21 protein-coding genes are annotated in these 18,484 nt (G+C 69.2%); 4 read left to right on the plus strand and 17 right to left on the minus strand.

All coding sequences use genetic code 11. From position 1 onward, the window contains the following. Positions 1-15: 15 nt before the first annotated feature. From HLA95_RS04285 to HLA95_RS04335, 11 genes are all read right to left on the minus strand, one after another. Positions 16-525 (minus strand): OsmC family protein, encoded by a 510-nt coding sequence (locus HLA95_RS04285; RefSeq protein WP_222182564.1) that lies wholly within the window; start codon positions 523-525, stop codon positions 16-18. Further along, positions 522-1,292, minus strand: coding sequence for an ABC transporter ATP-binding protein (locus tag HLA95_RS04290; protein WP_222182566.1), 771 nt, complete (start codon positions 1,290-1,292; stop codon positions 522-524). Before HLA95_RS04290 ends, HLA95_RS04285 begins: the two co-directional genes overlap by 4 nt. Next, a complete protein-coding gene (locus tag HLA95_RS04295; protein ID WP_191062607.1) occupies positions 1,289-2,122 on the minus strand; it encodes an ABC transporter permease in 834 nt (277 codons plus the stop codon). The genes HLA95_RS04290 and HLA95_RS04295 overlap by 4 nt, the downstream gene beginning before the upstream one ends. 4 nt (positions 2,123-2,126) lie before the next feature. Next, entirely contained in the window at positions 2,127-3,113 is a 987-nt protein-coding gene (locus HLA95_RS04300; protein WP_191059850.1) for an aliphatic sulfonate ABC transporter substrate-binding protein, read from the minus strand. Between the two features lie 122 nt (positions 3,114-3,235). Beyond that, positions 3,236-4,369, minus strand: coding sequence for a tRNA guanosine(34) transglycosylase Tgt (gene tgt / locus HLA95_RS04305; protein WP_191059851.1), 1,134 nt, complete (start codon positions 4,367-4,369; stop codon positions 3,236-3,238). Further along, positions 4,366-5,409 carry a tRNA preQ1(34) S-adenosylmethionine ribosyltransferase-isomerase QueA gene (gene queA / locus HLA95_RS04310; RefSeq protein WP_191059852.1) on the minus strand — a complete coding sequence of 348 codons (1,044 nt, stop codon included), beginning with the start codon at positions 5,407-5,409 and terminating at the stop codon, positions 4,366-4,368. Before queA ends, tgt begins: the two co-directional genes overlap by 4 nt. Before the next feature lie 4 nt (positions 5,410-5,413). Continuing rightward, positions 5,414-5,917: a pantetheine-phosphate adenylyltransferase gene (coaD, locus tag HLA95_RS04315; protein WP_191059853.1), complete on the minus strand. Its 504-nt coding sequence runs from the start codon at positions 5,915-5,917 to the stop codon at positions 5,414-5,416. Between the two features lie 31 nt (positions 5,918-5,948). Beyond that, positions 5,949-8,663 (minus strand): DNA gyrase subunit A, encoded by a 2,715-nt coding sequence (gene gyrA, locus HLA95_RS04320; protein ID WP_222182570.1) that lies wholly within the window; start codon positions 8,661-8,663, stop codon positions 5,949-5,951. 91 nt (positions 8,664-8,754) lie between these two features. Then, entirely contained in the window at positions 8,755-9,195 is a 441-nt protein-coding gene (gene hepT, locus HLA95_RS04325; RefSeq protein WP_191059854.1) for a type VII toxin-antitoxin system HepT family RNase toxin, read from the minus strand. A 2-nt stretch (positions 9,196-9,197) separates the two neighbouring features. Further along, on the minus strand, positions 9,198-9,596 hold the full coding sequence (mntA, locus tag HLA95_RS04330; RefSeq protein WP_191059855.1) for a type VII toxin-antitoxin system MntA family adenylyltransferase antitoxin: 399 nt from the start codon (positions 9,594-9,596) through the stop codon (positions 9,198-9,200). Beyond that, on the minus strand, positions 9,593-10,237 hold the full coding sequence (locus HLA95_RS04335) for a DNA-3-methyladenine glycosylase family protein (protein WP_222182572.1): 645 nt from the start codon (positions 10,235-10,237) through the stop codon (positions 9,593-9,595). Before HLA95_RS04335 ends, mntA begins: the two co-directional genes overlap by 4 nt. A 47-nt stretch (positions 10,238-10,284) precedes the next feature. On the opposite strand from HLA95_RS04335, the gene HLA95_RS04340 reads away from it, so the two are divergent. The 4 genes from HLA95_RS04340 to trhA all read left to right on the plus strand — a co-directional run bounded on the left by HLA95_RS04340 (position 10,285) and on the right by trhA (position 14,424). Further along, positions 10,285-11,262, plus strand: coding sequence for a TMEM43 family protein (locus HLA95_RS04340; protein WP_222182574.1), 978 nt, complete (start codon positions 10,285-10,287; stop codon positions 11,260-11,262). Between the two features lie 117 nt (positions 11,263-11,379). Continuing rightward, the gene (locus tag HLA95_RS04345; RefSeq protein ID WP_191060372.1) at positions 11,380-13,002 is read left to right on the plus strand and encodes an electron transfer flavoprotein-ubiquinone oxidoreductase; all 1,623 of its coding nucleotides are present in this window, start codon (positions 11,380-11,382) and stop codon (positions 13,000-13,002) included. A 136-nt stretch (positions 13,003-13,138) separates the two neighbouring features. After that, a complete protein-coding gene (locus HLA95_RS04350) occupies positions 13,139-13,732 on the plus strand; it encodes a BPSL1445 family SYLF domain-containing lipoprotein (RefSeq protein ID WP_159715789.1) in 594 nt (197 codons plus the stop codon). An 86-nt stretch (positions 13,733-13,818) separates the two neighbouring features. Further along, positions 13,819-14,424 carry a PAQR family membrane homeostasis protein TrhA gene (gene trhA / locus HLA95_RS04355; RefSeq protein ID WP_255513219.1) on the plus strand — a complete coding sequence of 202 codons (606 nt, stop codon included), beginning with the start codon at positions 13,819-13,821 and terminating at the stop codon, positions 14,422-14,424. Positions 14,425-14,434: 10 nt separating this feature from the next. Here the strand turns inward: trhA and HLA95_RS04360 are convergent, their stop codons facing one another. The 6 genes from HLA95_RS04360 to map (HLA95_RS04385) form a co-directional block, all read right to left on the minus strand. Then, a complete protein-coding gene (locus HLA95_RS04360; protein WP_191060373.1) occupies positions 14,435-15,016 on the minus strand; it encodes a Uma2 family endonuclease in 582 nt (193 codons plus the stop codon). A 217-nt stretch (positions 15,017-15,233) separates the two neighbouring features. Next, the gene (locus HLA95_RS04365) at positions 15,234-15,659 is read right to left on the minus strand and encodes a hypothetical protein (RefSeq protein WP_191060374.1); all 426 of its coding nucleotides are present in this window, start codon (positions 15,657-15,659) and stop codon (positions 15,234-15,236) included. An 8-nt stretch (positions 15,660-15,667) separates the two neighbouring features. Next, positions 15,668-16,192 carry a hypothetical protein gene (locus HLA95_RS04370; RefSeq protein ID WP_222182576.1) on the minus strand — a complete coding sequence of 175 codons (525 nt, stop codon included), beginning with the start codon at positions 16,190-16,192 and terminating at the stop codon, positions 15,668-15,670. A 6-nt stretch (positions 16,193-16,198) separates the two neighbouring features. Then, positions 16,199-16,615, minus strand: a complete 417-nt coding sequence (gene bamE, locus HLA95_RS04375; protein ID WP_223861581.1) for an outer membrane protein assembly factor BamE domain-containing protein — start codon at positions 16,613-16,615, stop codon at positions 16,199-16,201. 147 nt (positions 16,616-16,762) lie between these two features. Next, positions 16,763-17,542: a type I methionyl aminopeptidase gene (map, locus tag HLA95_RS04380; RefSeq protein WP_222182578.1), complete on the minus strand. Its 780-nt coding sequence runs from the start codon at positions 17,540-17,542 to the stop codon at positions 16,763-16,765. Between the two features lie 10 nt (positions 17,543-17,552). Further along, positions 17,553-18,452 (minus strand): type I methionyl aminopeptidase, encoded by a 900-nt coding sequence (gene map, locus HLA95_RS04385; RefSeq protein WP_159715791.1) that lies wholly within the window; start codon positions 18,450-18,452, stop codon positions 17,553-17,555. Positions 18,453-18,484 lie beyond the last annotated feature (32 nt).

Raw genomic sequence — 18,484 nt, forward strand, 5'->3', positions numbered from 1 at the left:
GGGTGCTGCCGATGTTCAGGCGGTGGCGACCGTCGCGTCCACCTTCGTCGGGGTCGCGATCGTCTGGAGCACCACGCAGTAGCGCTCGGTCAGCTGCAGGAGCTTGGCGAGCGTCGCCTCGTCCGCGTCGGTGTCGAGCCGGAAACGCAGCCGGATCGCCTGGAAGCCCACCGGGGCGGTCCGGTCCACGCCGAGCGTGCCGCGGAAGTCCAGGTCACCCTCGGCCTGGACCTCGCCGCCGCGCAGGGTGATGCCCAGCGCCGTCGCCACCGCGCGCAGGGTGACGCCGGCGCAGGCGGCCAGCGCCTCCAGCAGCATGTCGCCGGAGCAGGCCTGGAGGCCGCTGCCGCCCGTGGCGGGATGCAGGCCGGCCTCGACCAGGGCACGGCCGGTCTCGACCCGGCAGGCAATGCCCTCGCCGTCCAGGCTGCCGGATGCCCTGAGCGTTACCAGGGCGGCTTCCGGCTCCGACCGGTAGCGGTCCTTCAGCGGCGCCTGCATCGCCCGCAACTCGTCACCGTTCATGCTGCTCGCTCCATCCCTGCATCGTCCTCTGCCGCGTCCGCGCCACCCAGCGCCCGGGCCAGCCGCGCCTCGATCGCCTGGAAGGCGGCGGAGCGGCGGTTGCGGGGATGGGGCAGATCGATCGTGAGGTCCAGCACGATCCCGGCGGGTGCCGTTTCCAGCACCACCACCCGGTCGGCCAGCGCCGCGGCCTCCTCCAGGTCGTGGGTCACCAGCAGGAGCGCCGGCCCGTCCTCCGCCCGGATCCGGTCCAGCTCCCCTTGCAGCTCGATCTTGGTCAGCGCGTCCAGCGCGGAGAACGGCTCGTCCAGGAGCAGGAGGCGCGGCCGGCGCACCAGTGCGCGGGCGATGCCGACCCGCTGCGCCATGCCGCCGGACAGGGTCTTCGGCAGCTTCGCCGCAGCCTCCGCCAGGCCCACCCGCCGGAGCGCCCGCAATGCCTGCTCCCGGGCCTCTTCGCGGTTACCGCGCCCGCCCAGGCCGACCATCACGTTGCCCAGCACGTCCAGCCAGGGCAGCAGGCGCGGCTCCTGGAACACCACCGCCACGTCCGGCCGCGGCCCCGTCACCGGCGTGCCGTCGATCGTGACCCGGCCCGCGTCCGGCCGGTCCAGGCCGGCCAGCAGGCGGAGCAGCGTGCTCTTGCCGCAGCCGCTGCGCCCGACCACCGCCACCGCCTCGCCCTCGGCGATCGACAGGGAAAGCCGGTTCAGCACCACGCGCTCGCCGAACGCGCGCTGCACGACTTCCAGGCGGAACTGGCTCATGCGATCTGCTCCCGCTCGGCCACGCTGTCCTGCCAGGTCATGAAGGGCCGGGCGAGCATCACCAGGACCAGGTCGGACAGGCGCCCCAGCAGCGCGAACAGGCAGAGGCAGCCCACGATCTGCGCGGCATTGCCGGTCATCTGCCCGTCCAGCAGCAGGTAGCCGACGCCGGCACTGGCCCCCATCAGCTCGGCCGCGATCACGAACATCCAGCCCAGCGCCAGCCCGCCGCGCAGGCCGACCACCCAGCCCGGCAGGGCTGCCGGCAGCATGATCCGGCGCAGGATGGTCAGGCGGTCGAAGCCGTTGACCTGGCCGACCTCGACCAGCTTGCGGTCGACCTCGCGGAGCGCAGTGGAGAGCGACAGATAGACCGGGAAGAAGGCGCCGAGTGCGATCAGCACGATCTTGGGCGTCTCGAAGATGCCGAACCAGAGGATGAACAGCGGCACCCAGGCGATGGACGGGATGCTGCGCAGGCCCTGGAGGGTCGGGTCGACCCAGCGGCGCCAGAGCGGTGAGGCCCCGGCCACCATGCCCAAGACGGTCGCAGCCAGCGCGCCGAACAGGAAGCCCAGCGCCACCCGCCAGAGCGTGATCAGGATGTGGCCGGCGAGGTCGCCGGTGGTCCAGAGGCCGGCGAGCGTCGCGAAGATCCGGCTGGGCGGCGGCAAAAAGCGGCTCTGCAGCCAGCCGGTGGCGGCACCCAGCTCCAGCAGCAGGGCCAGCAGCACCGGCAGGGCGATGCCGGCGAACGGCAGGCCCAGCCTGAAGGGGTGCCATCTTGCCCGGCTGCCGGGCGCGGCGGTGCGGGCCAGGATGGTCGCCACGGGCTCAGCCCTGGCCGCGCAGCGATGCGACCGCCTGCAGGTCGACGAGCTCCGCGGTGGTGGCCGCCACGTCGACATCGGCCGCGATGATGCCGGCTTCCTGCAGGGCCAGGCCGGCACCCTGGATCGTCTCGACATGGCGCTGCTCGGGCCAGGACTCGTCCAGGCCGGTGCGCTCGAGCTGCCGGGCGGCGACCTCGGGCGAGAGCTTCGCCGCGCTCACCAGGAGCGCCGCCAGCGCGTCGGGCTCGGCCTTGGCGATCTCGCGCGCCTGCTCGTAGGCAGAGAGCACCTCGCGCACCAGGTCGGGGGAGCTGGCCAGGAACTCCTCCTGGACGTTCAGGACGCCATAGCTGTTGAGGCCCGGGTCGCGGTGGAACAGGAGCGAGCCGGCCTCCAGCTCGGACTGCGCCATCATCGGGTCCAGCCCGGCCCAGGCGTCGACGTCGCCGCGCTCCAGCGCGAGCCGCCCCTGGTCGTGCTGGAGCAGGACGAGTTGCACGTCGTTCTGGGTGAGGCCGGCACCCTGAAGCGAGCGCAGCAGGAAGACATAGGGGTCGGTGCCCTTGGTGACCGCGACGCTGCGGCCCTTCAGGTCGGCGACCTTGCCGATCCCGGTATCGGGCCGGGTCAAGAGCGCGGTCCATTCCGGCTGGGAATAGACATAGACGGTGCGGAAGGGCGCGCCGGCGACGCGGCCGAGCAGGGCCGCCGCACCCGCGGTCGAGCCGAACGCGATGCTGCCGGCGTTCAGGAACTCCACCGCTTTGTTGGAGCCCAGCGACTGCACCCACTGCACGGCGATGCCACGCGGCTCGAGCCGCTCCTCCAGGATGCCCCGGTCGCGCAGGATCAGGCTCAGCGGGTTGTAGTAGGCCCAGTCCAGGGTGAGCGTATCGGGATCGGCCGCCCGGGCCGCCGGCGCCATCCCGCTGCCGATCAGTGCCGCTGCCGACAGCGACGCCAGAAAACCGCGACGGTCCTGCGCCATGGCTACTCCCCCCCTTGTTCTTTGCCGCACAACGCAGGACGGGCTTAATGGCTGCGGTGCGACAGACAACCGCAGCAATTCTGCATGAGGGGTGAAGCTGACCTAAAGGTCAGGCTGGCGGCTCAGCCGGTCCAGGGCGGCAGGTCGCCCAGCGCCTGCTCCTCGGCGAAGCGGGCGGCCCAGTCGGCGAGGCAGCCTTCGACGATCGCTTGGCGCATCCCGCGCATCAGGGACTGGTAGTACCAGAGATTGTTCCAGGTCAGCAGGATGGCACCCAGGATCTCGTCGCTGCGGACCAGGTGATGGAGGTAGGCGCGGGAATAGTCGCGCGCGGCCGGGCAGTCCGAGGTCTCGTCCAGGGGGCGCGGATCGTCGGCATGGCGGGCGTTGCGCAGGTTGACGGTGCCGCGCCGGGTGAAGGCCTGGGCGGTGCGGCCGGAGCGCGTCGGCATCACGCAGTCGAACATGTCGATGCCGCGCATGACCGAGCCCACCAGGTCGGAAGGCTTGCCCACGCCCATCAGGTAGCGCGGCCGGTCGCCAGGCAGGAACGGCACGGTCGCGTCCAGGGTCTGGAACATCTCGGCCTGCGGCTCGCCCACGGCGAGGCCACCCACCGCATAGCCGTCGAAGCCGATCTCCCGCAGCCCCTCGGCAGAGCGGCGGCGCAGCTCAGGCTCGGTACCGCCCTGGACGATGCCGTAGAGCGCATAGCCGGGGCGCTTCTGGAAGGCGTCCCTGGAGCGGGCCGCCCAGCGCAAGGACAGCTCCATGGCCCGCTCGACCTCATGCCGCTCGGCCGGCAGGCGCAGGCATTCGTCGAGCTGCATGGTGATGGTGGCGTCCAGCAGGTGCTGGATCTCGATCGAGCGCTCCGGGGTCAGCTCGTGGCGGCTGCCGTCGATATGCGAGGCGAAGGTGACGCCGCGCTCGGTGAGCTTGCGGATCTTGGCCAGCGACATGACCTGGAAGCCGCCGGAATCGGTCAGGATCGGCCCTGGCCAGTTCATGAAGCGGTGCAGGCCACCCAGGCGGCCGACCCGCTCGGCACCCGGGCGGAGCATCAGGTGGTAGGTGTTGCCCAGCACGATGCCGGCACCGGTGGAGGTTACCATCTCCGGCGTCATCGCCTTGACGGTGGCAGCGGTGCCGACCGGCATGAAGGTGGGGGTCGGGACGGACCCGTGGGCGGTGTGCAGGATGCCGGCGCGGGCGGCGCCGTCCGTGGCGACGGTCTCGTGGCGGAATTCGGTCAAGACGGGCTCGGGTCGTTGCGTTCGAGGAGGGAGGCGTCGCCGTAGCTGAAGAAGCGGTAGCCGGTGGCGGCGGCGTGGGCGTAGGCGTCCTTCATCCGCGCCATGCCGGCAAAGGCGCAGACCAGCATGAACAGCGTGCTGCGCGGCAGGTGGAAGTTGGTGAGCAGCCGGTCGACCACGCCGAAGCGGTAGCCGGGCGTGACGAACAGGCTCGTGTCCTTCGTGCCGTGGCCGAGCGTGCCGTCGGGGCGGACCATGCTTTCCAGGGTGCGCAGCGCGGTGGTGCCGACCGCGACCACCCGCCCGCCTTCCCGGCGATGCCGCTCGATCCGCGCCGCCGCGTCCTCCTGCAGCTCGATCCACTCGGCGTGCATCACATGGTCGTCGGTGTCCTCGACCTTGACCGGCAGGAAGGTGCCCATGCCGACATGGAGGGTGACGAACTCGATGGGCACGCCCTTGGCGCGGATCGTTTCGAGCAGCGCTTGCGTCAGGTGCAGCGACGCGGTGGGGGCGGCAACCGAGCCGTCGCGCCTGGCGAACACGGACTGGTAGGCCTGGTCGTCCAGCGGGTCGCCGCCGCGCGGCCGGCGGATATAGGGCGGCAGCGGCATCCGCCCTTCCGCCTTGATCCGGCGGATCAGCTCCTGGCCGCCACAGGCAAACCGGAACAGCACCAGCCCGTCCGGGTCCTTCCGGACCACCTCGGCCCGAAGCTCGCTGGCGAGCTGCACCTGGTCGCCCGGCCGCAGCCGCTTGCCCGGCCGCGCCAGGCCCCACCAGCCATCCTCCCCTTCCGGGCGGACCAGGGTGACTTCGACCTGGACCTCGCCGCGGCTGCCGAAGAAGCGGGTCGGCAGGACGGCGGTGTCGTTCAGGACCAGGAGGTCGCGGGGCTCCAGCAGGCCCGGCAGGTCGGACACATGGAGGTCGGCCAGCCGGTCGGCGACATGGAGCAGCCGTGCCGATTCGCGCGGCTCGGCCGGCGCCTGGGCGATCGCCCCTTCGGGCAGCTCGAAGTCGAACTCGGTGATGCGCAAGGCTTCAGCCGCGCCCCCGCCGCTGGTCGAGCCGCCCGAGCACCTGCGGGCTGACGAAGCTGGACACATCGCCGCCCAGCCCGTGGATCTCCTTGATGAAGCGCGACGAGATCCACTGGCAGTGCTCGGACGCCATCAGGAAGACCGTCTCCAGCTTGGGCGCCAGGCGCTTGTTGTTCGCGGCCATCTGGAACTCGAACTCGAAGTCGGACACGGCGCGCAGGCCGCGCACCACGATCTGCGCCCCCTGCTCTTTCGCGAAATGGACCAGCAGCGTCTCGAACGGGATCACCTCGATGCGCGTGCCGTTCTCCGGCAGGGCCGCGACCTCGGCCTGGATCATCGCGACCCGCTCCTCCAGCGGGAACAGCGGCTCCTTGCCGACATTGATCGCGCAGGCGATGACCAGCCGGTCCACCAGCGCGGTCGCCCGGCGGATCACGTCCATGTGGCCGTTGTGCAGCGGGTCGAAGGTGCCGGGATAGACCCCGGTGCGTGCCTTGCTCATCCCTCGCTTCTCCAGCCGGCCGGGGCCAGGATCATTCCTCCACCGGCTCGTCCGCCAGCCCGTTCTCTTCCTCTTCCGCGGCGTCCAGGAGACGGACCGCACCCACCACGTGCTCGTCCTCGTCCACGTTGAACAGGCGTACGCCCTGGGTGTTGCGGCCGGTGATGCGGATTCCGTCCACCGGCATGCGGATCAGCTTGCCCTGGTCGGTCATCAGCATGAGCTGGTCGGCGTCGGTCACCGGGAAGGTGGCGCTGACCTCGCCGTTGCGGGCCGAGGTCTCGATGTTGATCACACCCTGCCCGCCCCGGTTGGTGATCCGGTACTCGTAGGCCGAGGTGCGCTTGCCGAAGCCGTTGCGGGTGACGGTGAGCAGGAACTGCTCGTCCGCCTGCAGCTTCTGGATCTCCTCCTCGCTGAGGTCGACCGTGGCCTCGCCATTGCCGCCCTCGCCCTCCTCGCCCTCGGCGCGGCGGCGCGCATTGGCGTATTTCAGGTAGGCGTCGCGCTGCTCGATCGGCAGCTCGACATGATGGAGGACCGACATGGACACGACCTCGTCGTCCTTGGCGAGGTCCATGCCGCGGACACCTTCCGAGGCCCGCGACTTGAACACGCGCAGGCTCTCCACCGGGAAGCGCACCGCCCGGCCGCCGCGCGCCGCCAGCAGCATGTCGTGGCCGTCGTCGCAGACATCCACGCCGATCAGCCGGTCGCCCTCGTCCAGGCCCATCGCGATCTTGCCGTTGGACGGCACCCGGATGAAGTCGGTGAGGTCGTTGCGCCGGACCCTGCCCTTCGCGGTCGCGAACACGATCGAAAGGTCGCCATAGGTCGATTCGTCCTCAGGGAGCGGCAGCACCGTCGAGATCGCCTCGCCGCTCTCCATGGCCGGGAACAGGTTGATCATCGCCCGGCCGCGCGCCTGCGGGTTGCCCAGCGGCAGCTTGTAGACCTTGAGCTTGTAGACCCGGCCGGCCGTGGTGAAGAACAGGACCGGCGTGTGGGTGTTGGCCACGAACAGCCGGGTGACCACGTCGTCCTCATGGGTGCGCATCCCCGCCCGGCCCTTGCCGCCGCGGCGCTGCGCCCGATAGGTCACCAGCGGCACGCGCTTGACGTAGCCGGCATGGGTGACGGTGACGACCATGTCCTCCTTCTGGATCAGGTCCTCGATGTCCTGGTCGAGGTCGCTGTCCAGGTCGATCACGCTGCGGCGGTCGTCGGCGAACTTCTGGCGGATCTCCAGCAGCTCCTCGCGCATCACCTCGAGCAGGCGGTCGCGGTCGTTCAGGATGTGGAGGAGCTCCTTGATCTCCTCGGCCAGCTTCTCGACCTCCTCGACCAGTTCCTCGCGGGCAAGGGCGGTCAGGCGCTGGAGCTGCAGGGCCAGGATCGCACGGGCCTGCGCCTCGGTGAGGCGATAGGTCTCGGATGGCGGCGGCGCGTCGACCAGGCCGGCCTCGGCCCGCTCCAGCAGCGGCAGGATGTCGGCGGACGGCCAGTCGCGCGCCATCAGCCGGCCGCGTGCCTCGGCCGAATCCTTCGACGAGCGGATGAGGGCGATCACCTCGTCGATGTTGAGCACCGCGATCACGAGGCCGATCAGGCCATGGATCCGGCTGCGCGCCTGGCCCAGCCGGTAGGCCGAGCGGCGCAGGATGACGTCCTCGCGGAACTCCAGGAACGCCTTGAGGATGTCGATCAGGCCGAGCGTGGTCGGCCGGCCGCCGACCAGGGCCACGATGTTGATGCCGAACGAGGTCTGGACCGGCGTGTAGCGCCAGAGCTGGTTCAGCACGACGTCCGGGTCGGCGTCGCGCTTCAACTCGATCACCACCCGGATGCCCTGGCGGTCGCTCTCGTCGCGCAGGTCGGCGATGCCCTCGACCTTCTTGTCGCGCACGACCTCGGCGATCCGCTCGACCATCCGGGCCTTGTTCACCTGGTAGGGCACCTCGGTGATGATGATCGCCGGACGGTCCTTGCGGATCTCCTCCACATGGCTCTTGGAGCGGATGACGATGCTGCCGCGGCCGTTCTGGTAGGCGGACATGATCCCGCCGCGGCCGAGGATGATGCCGGCGGTCGGGAAGTCGGGCCCCGGGATGATCTCCATCAGATCGGGCAGCTCGATCGAGGGGTTCTCGATCAGCGCCACGCAGCCGTCGATGACCTCGCCCAGATTGTGCGGCGGGATGTTGGTCGCCATGCCGACCGCGATGCCGCCGGCACCGTTCACCAATAGGTTCGGGAAGCCCGCGGCCAGGACGGAGGGCTCCTCCGCGCTCTCGTCGTAGTTCGGCCTGAAATCGACCGTGTCCTCGTCGATCTCGCCGATTACCGAGAGCGCCGCACGCGACAGCCTGGCCTCGGTGTAGCGCATCGCCGCCGGCGGATCGTCGTCCTGCGAGCCGAAATTGCCCTGGCCGTCGATCAGCGGCAGGCGCAGCGAGAAGGGCTGCGCCATGCGGACCATGGCGTCGTAGATCGCGCTGTCGCCGTGCGGATGGTACTTGCCCATCACGTCGCCGACGATGCGCGCCGACTTGCGGTGCGGCTTGCCCGGATCGAAGCCGTTCTCCTTCATCGAGAACAGGATCCGGCGCTGCACGGGCTTGAGGCCGTCGCGGACATCGGGCAGAGCACGCGCCACGATCACGCTCATCGCGTAATCGAGGTAGCTCTTCCTCATCTCCTCTTCGATCGGGACGATGTCGAAGGGGCGCGACTGCTCGGTGGCCAAGGTCGGTGGTCTCTGACGCGGTGAACGGACGGCATGCGGCGCCGGCGGGCCTCGCCGCCCGCGCGCGCCAGCCTTCTAGCAGGCGGTGGCCTCAGGTGCCAGGGTTGGCCGGCAGGATCCGGGGATGAGCCTCGAGCATGAGCCTGGCGAAGCTGCGCAGGTCCTCGATGCCGCCCTGCGCGATCGCCTCGACGACCTCGATCTTCAGCTTCTGGTATTCATGGGTCGCGACGTTGCGAAAGCCGGTCATGGCGACGAGCTTCTCGCTCATGGTGCGGTCGATCAGCCGGGCGCGGGCGAGGTCCCGGAACCGGTCGGCGGAACTCATCGCCGGTCCCAGCCTGCGCAGCAGCGCCACGCGCTGGGCGATGTCGATCGCCGCCTCGCAGGCACGCGTGATGTTGATGACCACCGCGTCCTGGCGCATCTGGTCGTCCCGGAACTCGTCCTCATGTCCGCGATAGTAGAGATAGACCTGGGCGATGCAGCGCTCGATGATGCCGGCCTTCGTCTCGATCACCGCATCGGCCACGATCAACGCTCCGCCAGCATGGCATCGACGATCGGCCGGTTCGAGGCATAGAGCCTGGTGAACATCGACATCGCATGAGTCTCGAACAGGTCGCAGGCGAGCTCGTCCCCGGCGAACAGCCGCCGGCCTTCGGTCGTCACCATGAAGCGCAGGGTCTCGCCGGCCTGGCTGAGGTCGACCAGGTCGATCCGCTCCCAGCCGAGATCCTTCATCAGCTCATCGGTCGCCTTCCAGAGCTGGTCGAAGTCGTAGCGCGCTCCGCCCAGCACGCCGATGTCCAGGTCGCTCTCCGGTCCGGCGCGGCCCTGCGCGGCGCTGCCGTAGAACCAGATGCCGACCACGTCCGGCAGGGCCTTGCGCACGGCCGCCACGATCGCATCGTCTCCAGGCACTTCCCTCACCGCGCGTCCTCCAAGGTGGTCGCCCCGTAATAGTGCCACAGGAACAGGGCGCCGACACCACGCCAGGGCGCCCAGCCCTCCGTCGCCCGGCGCAGCTCCTGCTCGCCCGGCCGGCTTTGCAGGCGGCGCAGGCGCTGGTAGCCGACCTGCACGGCGAGGTCGCCCGCCGGCAGCACGTCGGCCCTGCCCAGCGCGAACAGGAGATAGATCTCGGCACTCCAGCGGCCAAAGCCCGGCAATGCGGTGATCTCGGCCAGGACCTCCGCCTCGCTAGCCGCGTGATGGCGGTCGATCCGGAGCGTGCCCGCCTGCACGGCCCGGGCCAGTGCCTGGGCATGGGCGATCTTGCGGTGGCCCATGCCGCAGGCCCGCAGCGTCGCCACCGTCTGCGCCGCCAGCCAGGCATGGTCGGGCGTGGCCCCGGCCGCCACTTCCAGACGGCGCCAGATCGCGGCTGCGGCCCGGACCGAGATCTGCTGGGCGGTCATGATCTGCAGGAGGGTGGCGAAGCCCGGCGGGCGGATCCTGGGCGGCGGGTCACCGATCCGGGTGCGCAGCGCCGCGACCTGCGGGTCACGCCCGGCCAGTTCGTCCATGCCCAGGCGGATCCGGGCCTCGTCGAGCGGCGTGAAGCCCATCATGCTGCCGTCCTCGGACCTGACGCCGCAAGCTGCCCAGGAGAGTTCCATTGAGCAAGTCGGTCGTGCCGGTCGCAATCGGCAGCCTCATCCTGCTGGCGGCAGTCGCGGTTTCCGTCTGGCATGAATGGCGGACCGCGTCGGCGGCCGACCTGCGCGCGGTCGTCGGGGCCGAGGTCGTCGATGCTGCGGCGGATGACGCCACTGGCGTGCCGGACGGGCGGTTCGTCCGGGTCGTGGGCGAGACCAGGGCGGCGGGCCCGGTGCAGGAGCCGGCACTGGGCCGGACGTTCCAGCTCCTGCGGCTGGACCGCGAGGTCGAGACCGCGCAGTGGCAGGAACGCCAGATCAACACCCAGGGCGGGCGCGACCTTGTCTATGAGCTGGTATGGTCGGCGGTCCGGATCGATTCGACCCGGTTCCGCGATGCCGGCGGCGCCCATCCCAACCCGCCGCTGCGCCTGTCCAGCGCCAGCCTGGTCGCGCCGTCGCCGATGCTGGGTGCTTGGCAGGCGGAGCCGCCGCTCTGGCTGGCCCTGCCGGCCACCGATCCGGTCGCCCTGCCCGAACGGCTGGAGGTGGCGGGGATCGGCACGGTGGCGCGCGGCGGCCAATGGTGGTGGTCGGGCGATCCGGACCGGCCGGCCCCGGGTGACATCCGGCTGCGCTACCGGTCCGTGCCGTTCGGCCTTGCGACGATGATCGGTCAGGCCCAAGCCGGGACGCTGCGGGCACCGGTCGACGGCAAGGGGGCGGTGCTGGCCCTGGCCGGCCAGGGCGATGTCGCGGCCGCCAACCTGCTGGGCACGGCGGGTGCCGCCGCGACGCTGGAGGCCTGGAAGCTGCGCGCCTTCCTCCTGGCGGCGTGCCTCTTGGGCGGCTGCATCCTCGCCTTCGGCCTCAAGCGCGGCGGTGTCGGCGTGGCGGCGGGGCTCGGCGGGGGCGGGCCGCTCACCGGGCTCCTGCTGGGCAGCTCGGTCTGGCTGATCGTGTCGGTAACTGCCTGGTTACTCTTCCGGCTACGCTAACCTACGAGCCGAACGTGGGTTTTCCGCTGCCTTAGCGCGCTTCAAAGCAGCAAGGCGGCGTGCTACCCCCGCACCTGCCGCAACGACGCCGCCGGTGCGCAGCAAGGAAGGATCGGGATGGAACGCGAGCAGATGGCCTACGACGTGGTGATCGTGGGTGCCGGGCCTGCCGGCCTCGCCGCCGCGATCCGCCTCAAGCAGATCGACGAGGAACTGTCGGTCTGCGTGATCGAGAAGGGGGCCGAGGTCGGCGCCCACATCCTGTCGGGTGCCGTGCTGGAGCCGCGTTCGCTGAACGAGCTCCTGCCTGACTGGCAGGCGCAGGGGGCACCGGTCGAGACGGCGGTGACCGAGGACCAGTTCCTGCTCCTCACCGAGACCGGCAGCCGCAAGTTGCCCACCCCGCCGCAGATGCACAACCAGGGCAACTACATCATCTCCCTGGGTCTCCTGTGTCGCTGGCTCGCCGAGCAGGCCGAGGGGCTGGGGGTGGAGATCTACCCGGGCTTCGCCGCGGCCGAGGTGCTCTATGACGAGGCGGGTGCCGTGCGTGGCGTGGCCACCGGCGACATGGGAGTCGGCCGGGACGGCCAGCCGACCGACGCCTACCAGCCCGGCATGGAGCTGGTCGGCCGGCTCACGCTGTTCGCCGAGGGCTGTCGCGGCTCGCTTACCAAGACCCTGTTCCAGCGCTTCAACCTGCGCGACGGCGTCGACCCGCAGACCTACGGGATCGGCATCAAGGAACTCTGGGAGGTCGATCCCGCGCAGTTCCATTTGGGCCGCGCCGTCCACTCGATCGGCTGGCCGCTCGACCAGAAGACCTATGGCGGCTCGTTCCTCTACCACTGGAAGGACAACCAGATCGCGTTCGGCTTCGTGGTCGGGCTGGACTACGCCAATCCCTATCTCTCGCCGTTCGGCGAGCTGCAGCGCCTGAAGCTGCACCCGGCGATGCGCCCAGTCTTCGAGGGTGGGCGGCGGATCAGCTACGGCTCGCGGGCGATCACCGAGGGCGGGCTGCAGTCCCTGCCGAAGCTGGTCTTCCCGGGCGGTGCCCTGATCGGCGACACGGCGGGCTTCTTGAACGTGCCCAAGATCAAGGGCACCCATACCGCGATGAAGTCCGCCATGCTGTGCGCCGAGGCGGCGGCGGCGGCGCTCAAGGCCGGCGGCGACTCGCCGATCCTGCTGGATGCCTATCCAGAGGCGTTCCGCAAGTCCTGGCTCTACGAGGAGCTGCACGGGGTACGCAACATCCGGCCTTCCTTCCGGCGCGGCCTGATGGCCGGGCTCGCCTACTCGGCGCTGGACACCTACGTGTTCAAGGGCAAGGCGCCCTGGACCCTCCATCACCATGCCGACCACAGCGCCACCGAGCCCAAGGCCAAGCACAAGCCGATCGACTACCCCAAGCCCGACGGCAAGCTGACCTTCGACCGGCTGAGCTCCGTCTTCCTGTCCGGCACCAACCACGAGGAGGACCAGCCCTGCCACCTGCAGCTCAAGGACCCGACCGTACCCACCCGGATCAACCTGCCGACTTATGACGCGCCCGAACAGCGCTACTGCCCGGCCGCGGTCTACGAGATCGTGCAGGGCCAGGACGGCGAGCCCAGGCTGCAGATCAACGCGCAGAACTGCGTGCACTGCAAGACCTGCGACATCAAGGACCCGACCCAGAACATCAACTGGGTGACCCCGCAGGGCGGCGGCGGGCCCGTGTACGGCACGATGTGACGGCCAAGGACGTGGAGGCGGCGCACGGTGACGTGAGACCGGCGGTGATTTCCACACTGGTCGCATGTCACCGACGGGGCATATGTTCGCCGCACCCCCGGGCGCGGGGCCGGTTTGCGTCCCTCGGAGAGCCGTCATGAAGAATCGTGCGCAGGCAGTCGGTGCAGCGCTTCTCGCCGCCGGCCTGATGGCGGCGTGCACGCCGGCCGGAACGGAGCGGCCCGGCACGCCGGCCGCCGAGGCGACGCCCACCCCGTCCAAGGCGGAGACGATCAACGCCGCGGTCGATGCCTCGCTGCTCGACCTGTACCGTGCCGCCCCCGGTGCTCAGGCCCTGGTCGAGCGGGCCAACGGCGTGCTGGTGTTCCCGTCCATCACCAAGGCTGGTTTCATCGCCGGCGCCGAGTATGGCCAGGGCGCGCTGCGGGTGAACGGCCGGACGGAGGGCTTCTACAGCCTGACCGCCGGGTCGCTCGGGCTCACCGCCGGCGTACAGGAGACCGCGCAGGTCATCCTGTTCAACACCGAGGAATCGCTGCGGCAGTTCCGGGAAAGCAATGGCTGGACGGCGGGTGCGGATGCCTCGGTGGCGCTGCTCAAGATCGGTGCCGGCGGCGTGGTCGACACCCGCACCGCCAACTCCCCGGTCCAGGCGATCGTCTACAACACTTCCGGCCTGATGGCCGACGTCTCGGTCGCCGGCCAGAAGATCACCAAGATCGAGCCCTGAGCGGCCCGCACGCCCCCGCCCCGGCAGGAGCCCACCCAGCGCGACGCCTGCCGGGCGAGCTCAAGACCTATACGCGTGAGGAACGGCTGGCCGATGCGGCCGTCCACCTCATCGGCCTGTCCCTGGCCGTCCTCGGCTGCGGCCTGCTGGCCTTCGTTGCCCGTGGCCGCACCGGGCCGGGGGAAGCCGCAGCGCTGGCGCTCTACGGCCTGGGCCTCGTCGCCATGCTCGGCTGCTCCGCCCTCTACCACCTGACCCGCGACCCGGCGCGCAAGCACCGCTTTCGCCGCCTCGACCATGCCGCGATCTTCCTGATGATCGCCGGCACCTACACGCCGCTGCTCGTGATCGGCGTGGGCAGCCCGCGCGCCATGTGGCTCCTGGCCTTCGTCTGGCTGGTGGCGCTGGCCGGCATGGCGATCAAGCTGCTGGCGCTGCGCGTGCCGGAATGGCTGTCGGTGACGCTCTACCTGGCGCTCGGCTGGGCGGTGCTGGCGGCACCGGGCGAGATCATGGCGGCACTGCATGGCCGGGGCCTGGCGTTCCTGGCCGCGGGCGGCATCGTCTACAGCATCGGCGTCGGCTTCTATTTGTGGGAGCGGCTGCGCTTCCACACGGTGATCTGGCACCTGCTCGTCCTGCTCGCCGCCGGCTGCCACTACCTGGTGGTGCTGGACCTGGTGCCGGCCTGAGCGCCGCTTCTCAGACCGTCGTGTCCTCGTAGACCTCGTCCAGCGTGATGTCGGCCCCCAGCAGTTCGGAGCGGAACGTGCCCGAGCCGATCGTGTCCACGATCTCCCAGCCGCGTTCCGTGCGGGTCCAGGTCCGGACCCGGCGGCGATGCCCCTCCACCACCCAGATCTCGCGCACCGACTCCAGTTCACTGTACTCGCCGGGCTTGAGCAGGAAGTCGACGGATCGGCTGGACGGCGAGGTGACTTCGACGAGCAGCGCGGGAGACGGCACCACCAGCCCATCACCCGGAGGTGCACAGGTCATGGCGACATCGGGAATGCGCGTGCCGTTCTCGACCTCGATCGAGGCGTCGGCCGTGACGCTGCACCCTCTCGGCCGGCGGCTGCGGATGGCCGTGTAGCAGTTGCCCTGGATCAGGTGATGGTTGCGGGTGCCGCTCGCCATCGCGACGAGGGGATTATCCTCGGCCGGGAATTTCGGCATCGGCCGCCCGTCGACATACTCCCAGGGCTCGTCGCGCGACTCACGCCAGCGATAGTACTCCTCCCGGCTCATCGGCTCGGGCTGGTCCGGCCTCGGTTCCACCATCGCCCCACCTCCACGGCGCGATAGCTAGCACGCCGGGTTCACGTCCGTGAACATCTCCCACCCACGACGGTGCGGCCGGATGCTCCATGGGTATGGCTCATGGACACGAGCAACGGGCATGGACAGGAGCAGGATCAGCCGCGGCTATCATGCCGGCTGACGCAGACGACAAAGACGGCAGGTCACCCGCTCCGAGCCGGAACGGGTGACCTCCCTGTCAGCCTTCTACTTCATGAGCGGTGAGGAACATCGCCTTTTCCAGCGCGTCGAAGAAGCGCTGGTAAGGCGCCGGGTCTTCCACGGCTTCGGCGTTGTACTCGGCGTTCGCGCGAACCATCGTCCGCTCCGGCCCCAGCGGACGGACCGTGACCGTCATGCGAAGCGCATAGCCTTCCAGCTTCGTCGCGCTGACCGACCCGAGGGTCGCATCAGCCTTGTCCACGACGAAACCGAGATCCTGAAGCGTCGCGATCACCGTACGGAGCGTCTGCGTCCGGTCGGCAGTGTCGAACGTCCTGGTCTGGAAGCTCCGCAACTGGACCGCGCTGGCGCTCGTTTGGAGGACTTGATCGCGGCTGTTCATCTGGCAGCCCGACAGAACCGTGACTGCACAGATAGCTGCCACCAGGAAATGCCCACGCATCGGCGACCTCATATCGAATTCGCCGTCAGGAAGACGGACTGCGAAAGCTTGTCGTAGAATTGCTGATACAGTTCCGGCTCGCCCAGGAACTCCTGCTTCGAGACGTTACCCTGGTCATTCCAGACGATCCGCTGGAAGGTGACACGGGTCATGGTGCGGTTGGCTTCCAGCGGGCTCGTCACGAAGGCCAGGCGGATCTTCTGCTCATCATCGGTAGGCACATAAACACCGAACAATGCCGCCATGACGATGGCGCCGGCTACCTGCCCTCCTTCCGTGGCGTCCCTGACCTTGGAGCCGACGATGACGCCGACGTCCGTTTCGCTTTCATCCAGCGAGAAGCCGAGATCCTGCATTACGCCGGCACCAGCCTGCAGGAGCAATGCCTCGTCCTCGGTATCGAAGGTCCGCGTCTGCAACTGCCGTCGCTGCAGACTCTCGCTATCGAGCTGCAATGCCTCGGGCGGAATGCCTGCCTGACAAGCGGATAATGTCACAGCTATGACAACAAGCATGAACCAACGGTTCATCATCACACCTCAAAACGAGGATTGGCGATATGAATAATCTCGGACGAGATTGTTCTCGTCGAAATTCACGATAATGGTCAGCGTCCGCTGCGAACTGCTCTGTGCCGAGCTTGAACCGTCCGCGCCGCCGAGAAGAAGGAATACAAAACCGCTGGAGGAAGACTGAACCTTGCTCGTGGCGATCTTATCGTAGACCCAGGTTTCACGGCGCTGCGCGTCAGTGGTCACCATGTTCGGCGATCCGAGGGCGGCGACGACGTCCGCGCTGGACATGCCTACTTTGATCTCGCGCTGGACCGTTCCGACCGAGATGCGGTCACCCGACGTGTCGGAAACATTCTGCGACAACTGCTGAGGCGAAGTACACGACGCAGCAAGTGGAACGAGAATCATTAGGGCCGGCAACAAAAATGGCTTCCTGGCCATCCTCTAGTCCTTGAAGAATATCTCCAGGACGGCAGGAATGCTTCTTTGCACTTACCGGTGTAAGAGCCGCTGAATGAGCGCCTCGCATAGATGAGCGTTATGTGACCATAATGTAACGTGACCGGCACTGGCAATCGGCCGGCTAAGCTAACAGGGAGTTTCCGGGGCAGCGGTGAACACCTCGGCCCCATCCGCCGTGATCCCCACCGTATGCTCCGCCTGCGCCGCCCAGCCCCGGTTGCGGGTGACGATCGACCAGCCATCGGGCAGGGTCTTGGTGTCCGCCTTACCGGCGACCAGGATCGGCTGGACCGAGAGGAACATGCCCTCTTCCAGCACGTCGCCCTCGCCTGGGCGGCCCCAGTGGTGGACGTGGGGCTCGGTGAAGAATTCGCGGCCGATGCCGTGGCCGCCGAGGTCGCGGAGGACGGCGAAGGCGACGCCGGCGACCCGGGTTTCGGCGGCCTGCTGGATGGCGTGGCCGAGATCACCCAGCGTGGCACCGGGGCGGAGTACGGCGAGGCCGGCGGCCAGTGCCTGCTCGGCGCGTTCGGCCAGCAGGCGGCCGCGCGGCGTGGGCCGGCCGGCATGGAAGGTCCGGCAGATGCCGGCGTGCCAGCCGTCGAGCTTCGCCTTGAAGGCGATCTTCACGAGGTCGCCCTCGACCAGCCGCTTGGCGGGGCTCGGGATGCCGTGGCAGGCGACATGGTTGACGGAGATGCAGGCGGCGGCGGGAAAGCCGCGCATGCCCTTGGTGGCGGGCTCGCCGCCCCCGGCACGGATCGTTTCCTCGACGATCGCGTCCAGTTCCGCCGTGGTGACGCCGGGGCGGACCGCAGCGCCGGCCGCGGCCAGCGCCTCGGCAGCGAGCCGGCCGGCTCGGCGCATGGCGGCGAACGCGTCGGGACCATGGCGGGCGATGGCCATGCCGGGCGGGTCAGCCGACCTGCTGGACCAGCTTGTAGGGCGGCTTCTCGTAGCCCAGAGCCGAGCGGGTGAAGATCTCGACGCCGGTCTCGGTGACACCGACCGTGTGCTCGAACTGGGCCGAGGAGGTCTTGTCGCGGGTCACGCAGGTCCAGCCATCCGCCAGCACCAGCACGTCCGGCCGGCCCACATTCACCATGGGCTCGATGGTGAAGAACATGCCGGGCTGGAGCACCACGGGCGGGCGGGGTTCGAACTGCAGCTTGCGCGGGGTCTTGTAGTGCTTGACCTCGGGCGCGTCGTGGAAGTTGCGGCCGACGCCGTGGCCCACGAACTCCTCGACCACCGAGAACGAGACGCCGTGGCGGCGCTCTTCCACCACCTTCTGGATCGCCTCGCCGACATCGTCGAGCGTGGCGCCGGGCTTCACCACATTGATCCCGGCCCACATCGCCTCGTAGGTCCGCTCGATCAGGAGCAGGTCCTTCACCTTCGCCTTGGGCAGGGCGAACATGCGCGAGGTGTCGCCGTACCAGCCGTCCAGGATCACGGTGACGTCGATGTTGAGCGTGTCGTCCGGCTGGAGGAGCTTCTTCTCGCTGGGGATGCCGTGGTTCACCACCCGGCCGATCGAGATGCAGGACGAGGCCGGGTAGCCCTTGTAGTTCTTGGTGGCCGGGATGCCGCCATGGTCGAGCATGTAGCCCTCGATCAGCCGGTCGAGCTCGGCCGTGCTGATGCCCGGGCGAATATGGGGCGTGATGAAGTCGAGCGTGTCGGCGGCCAGGCGCCCGGCCTTGCGCATGCCCTCGAAGCCGGCCTCGTCATGGATCGGGATCGGCCGGTTCTCCAGGCCGCGCTCGATGAAGCTGTTGGCGAACGTCTCCGCCGCGGCCTCGATCCCGGCCATGGACGCGAAGTCGAACATTTCCTCGGGCTTCT

It is taken from the genome of Geminicoccus harenae, from assembly GCF_019800005.1.
GTDB lineage: Bacteria > Pseudomonadota > Alphaproteobacteria > Geminicoccales > Geminicoccaceae > Geminicoccus > Geminicoccus harenae.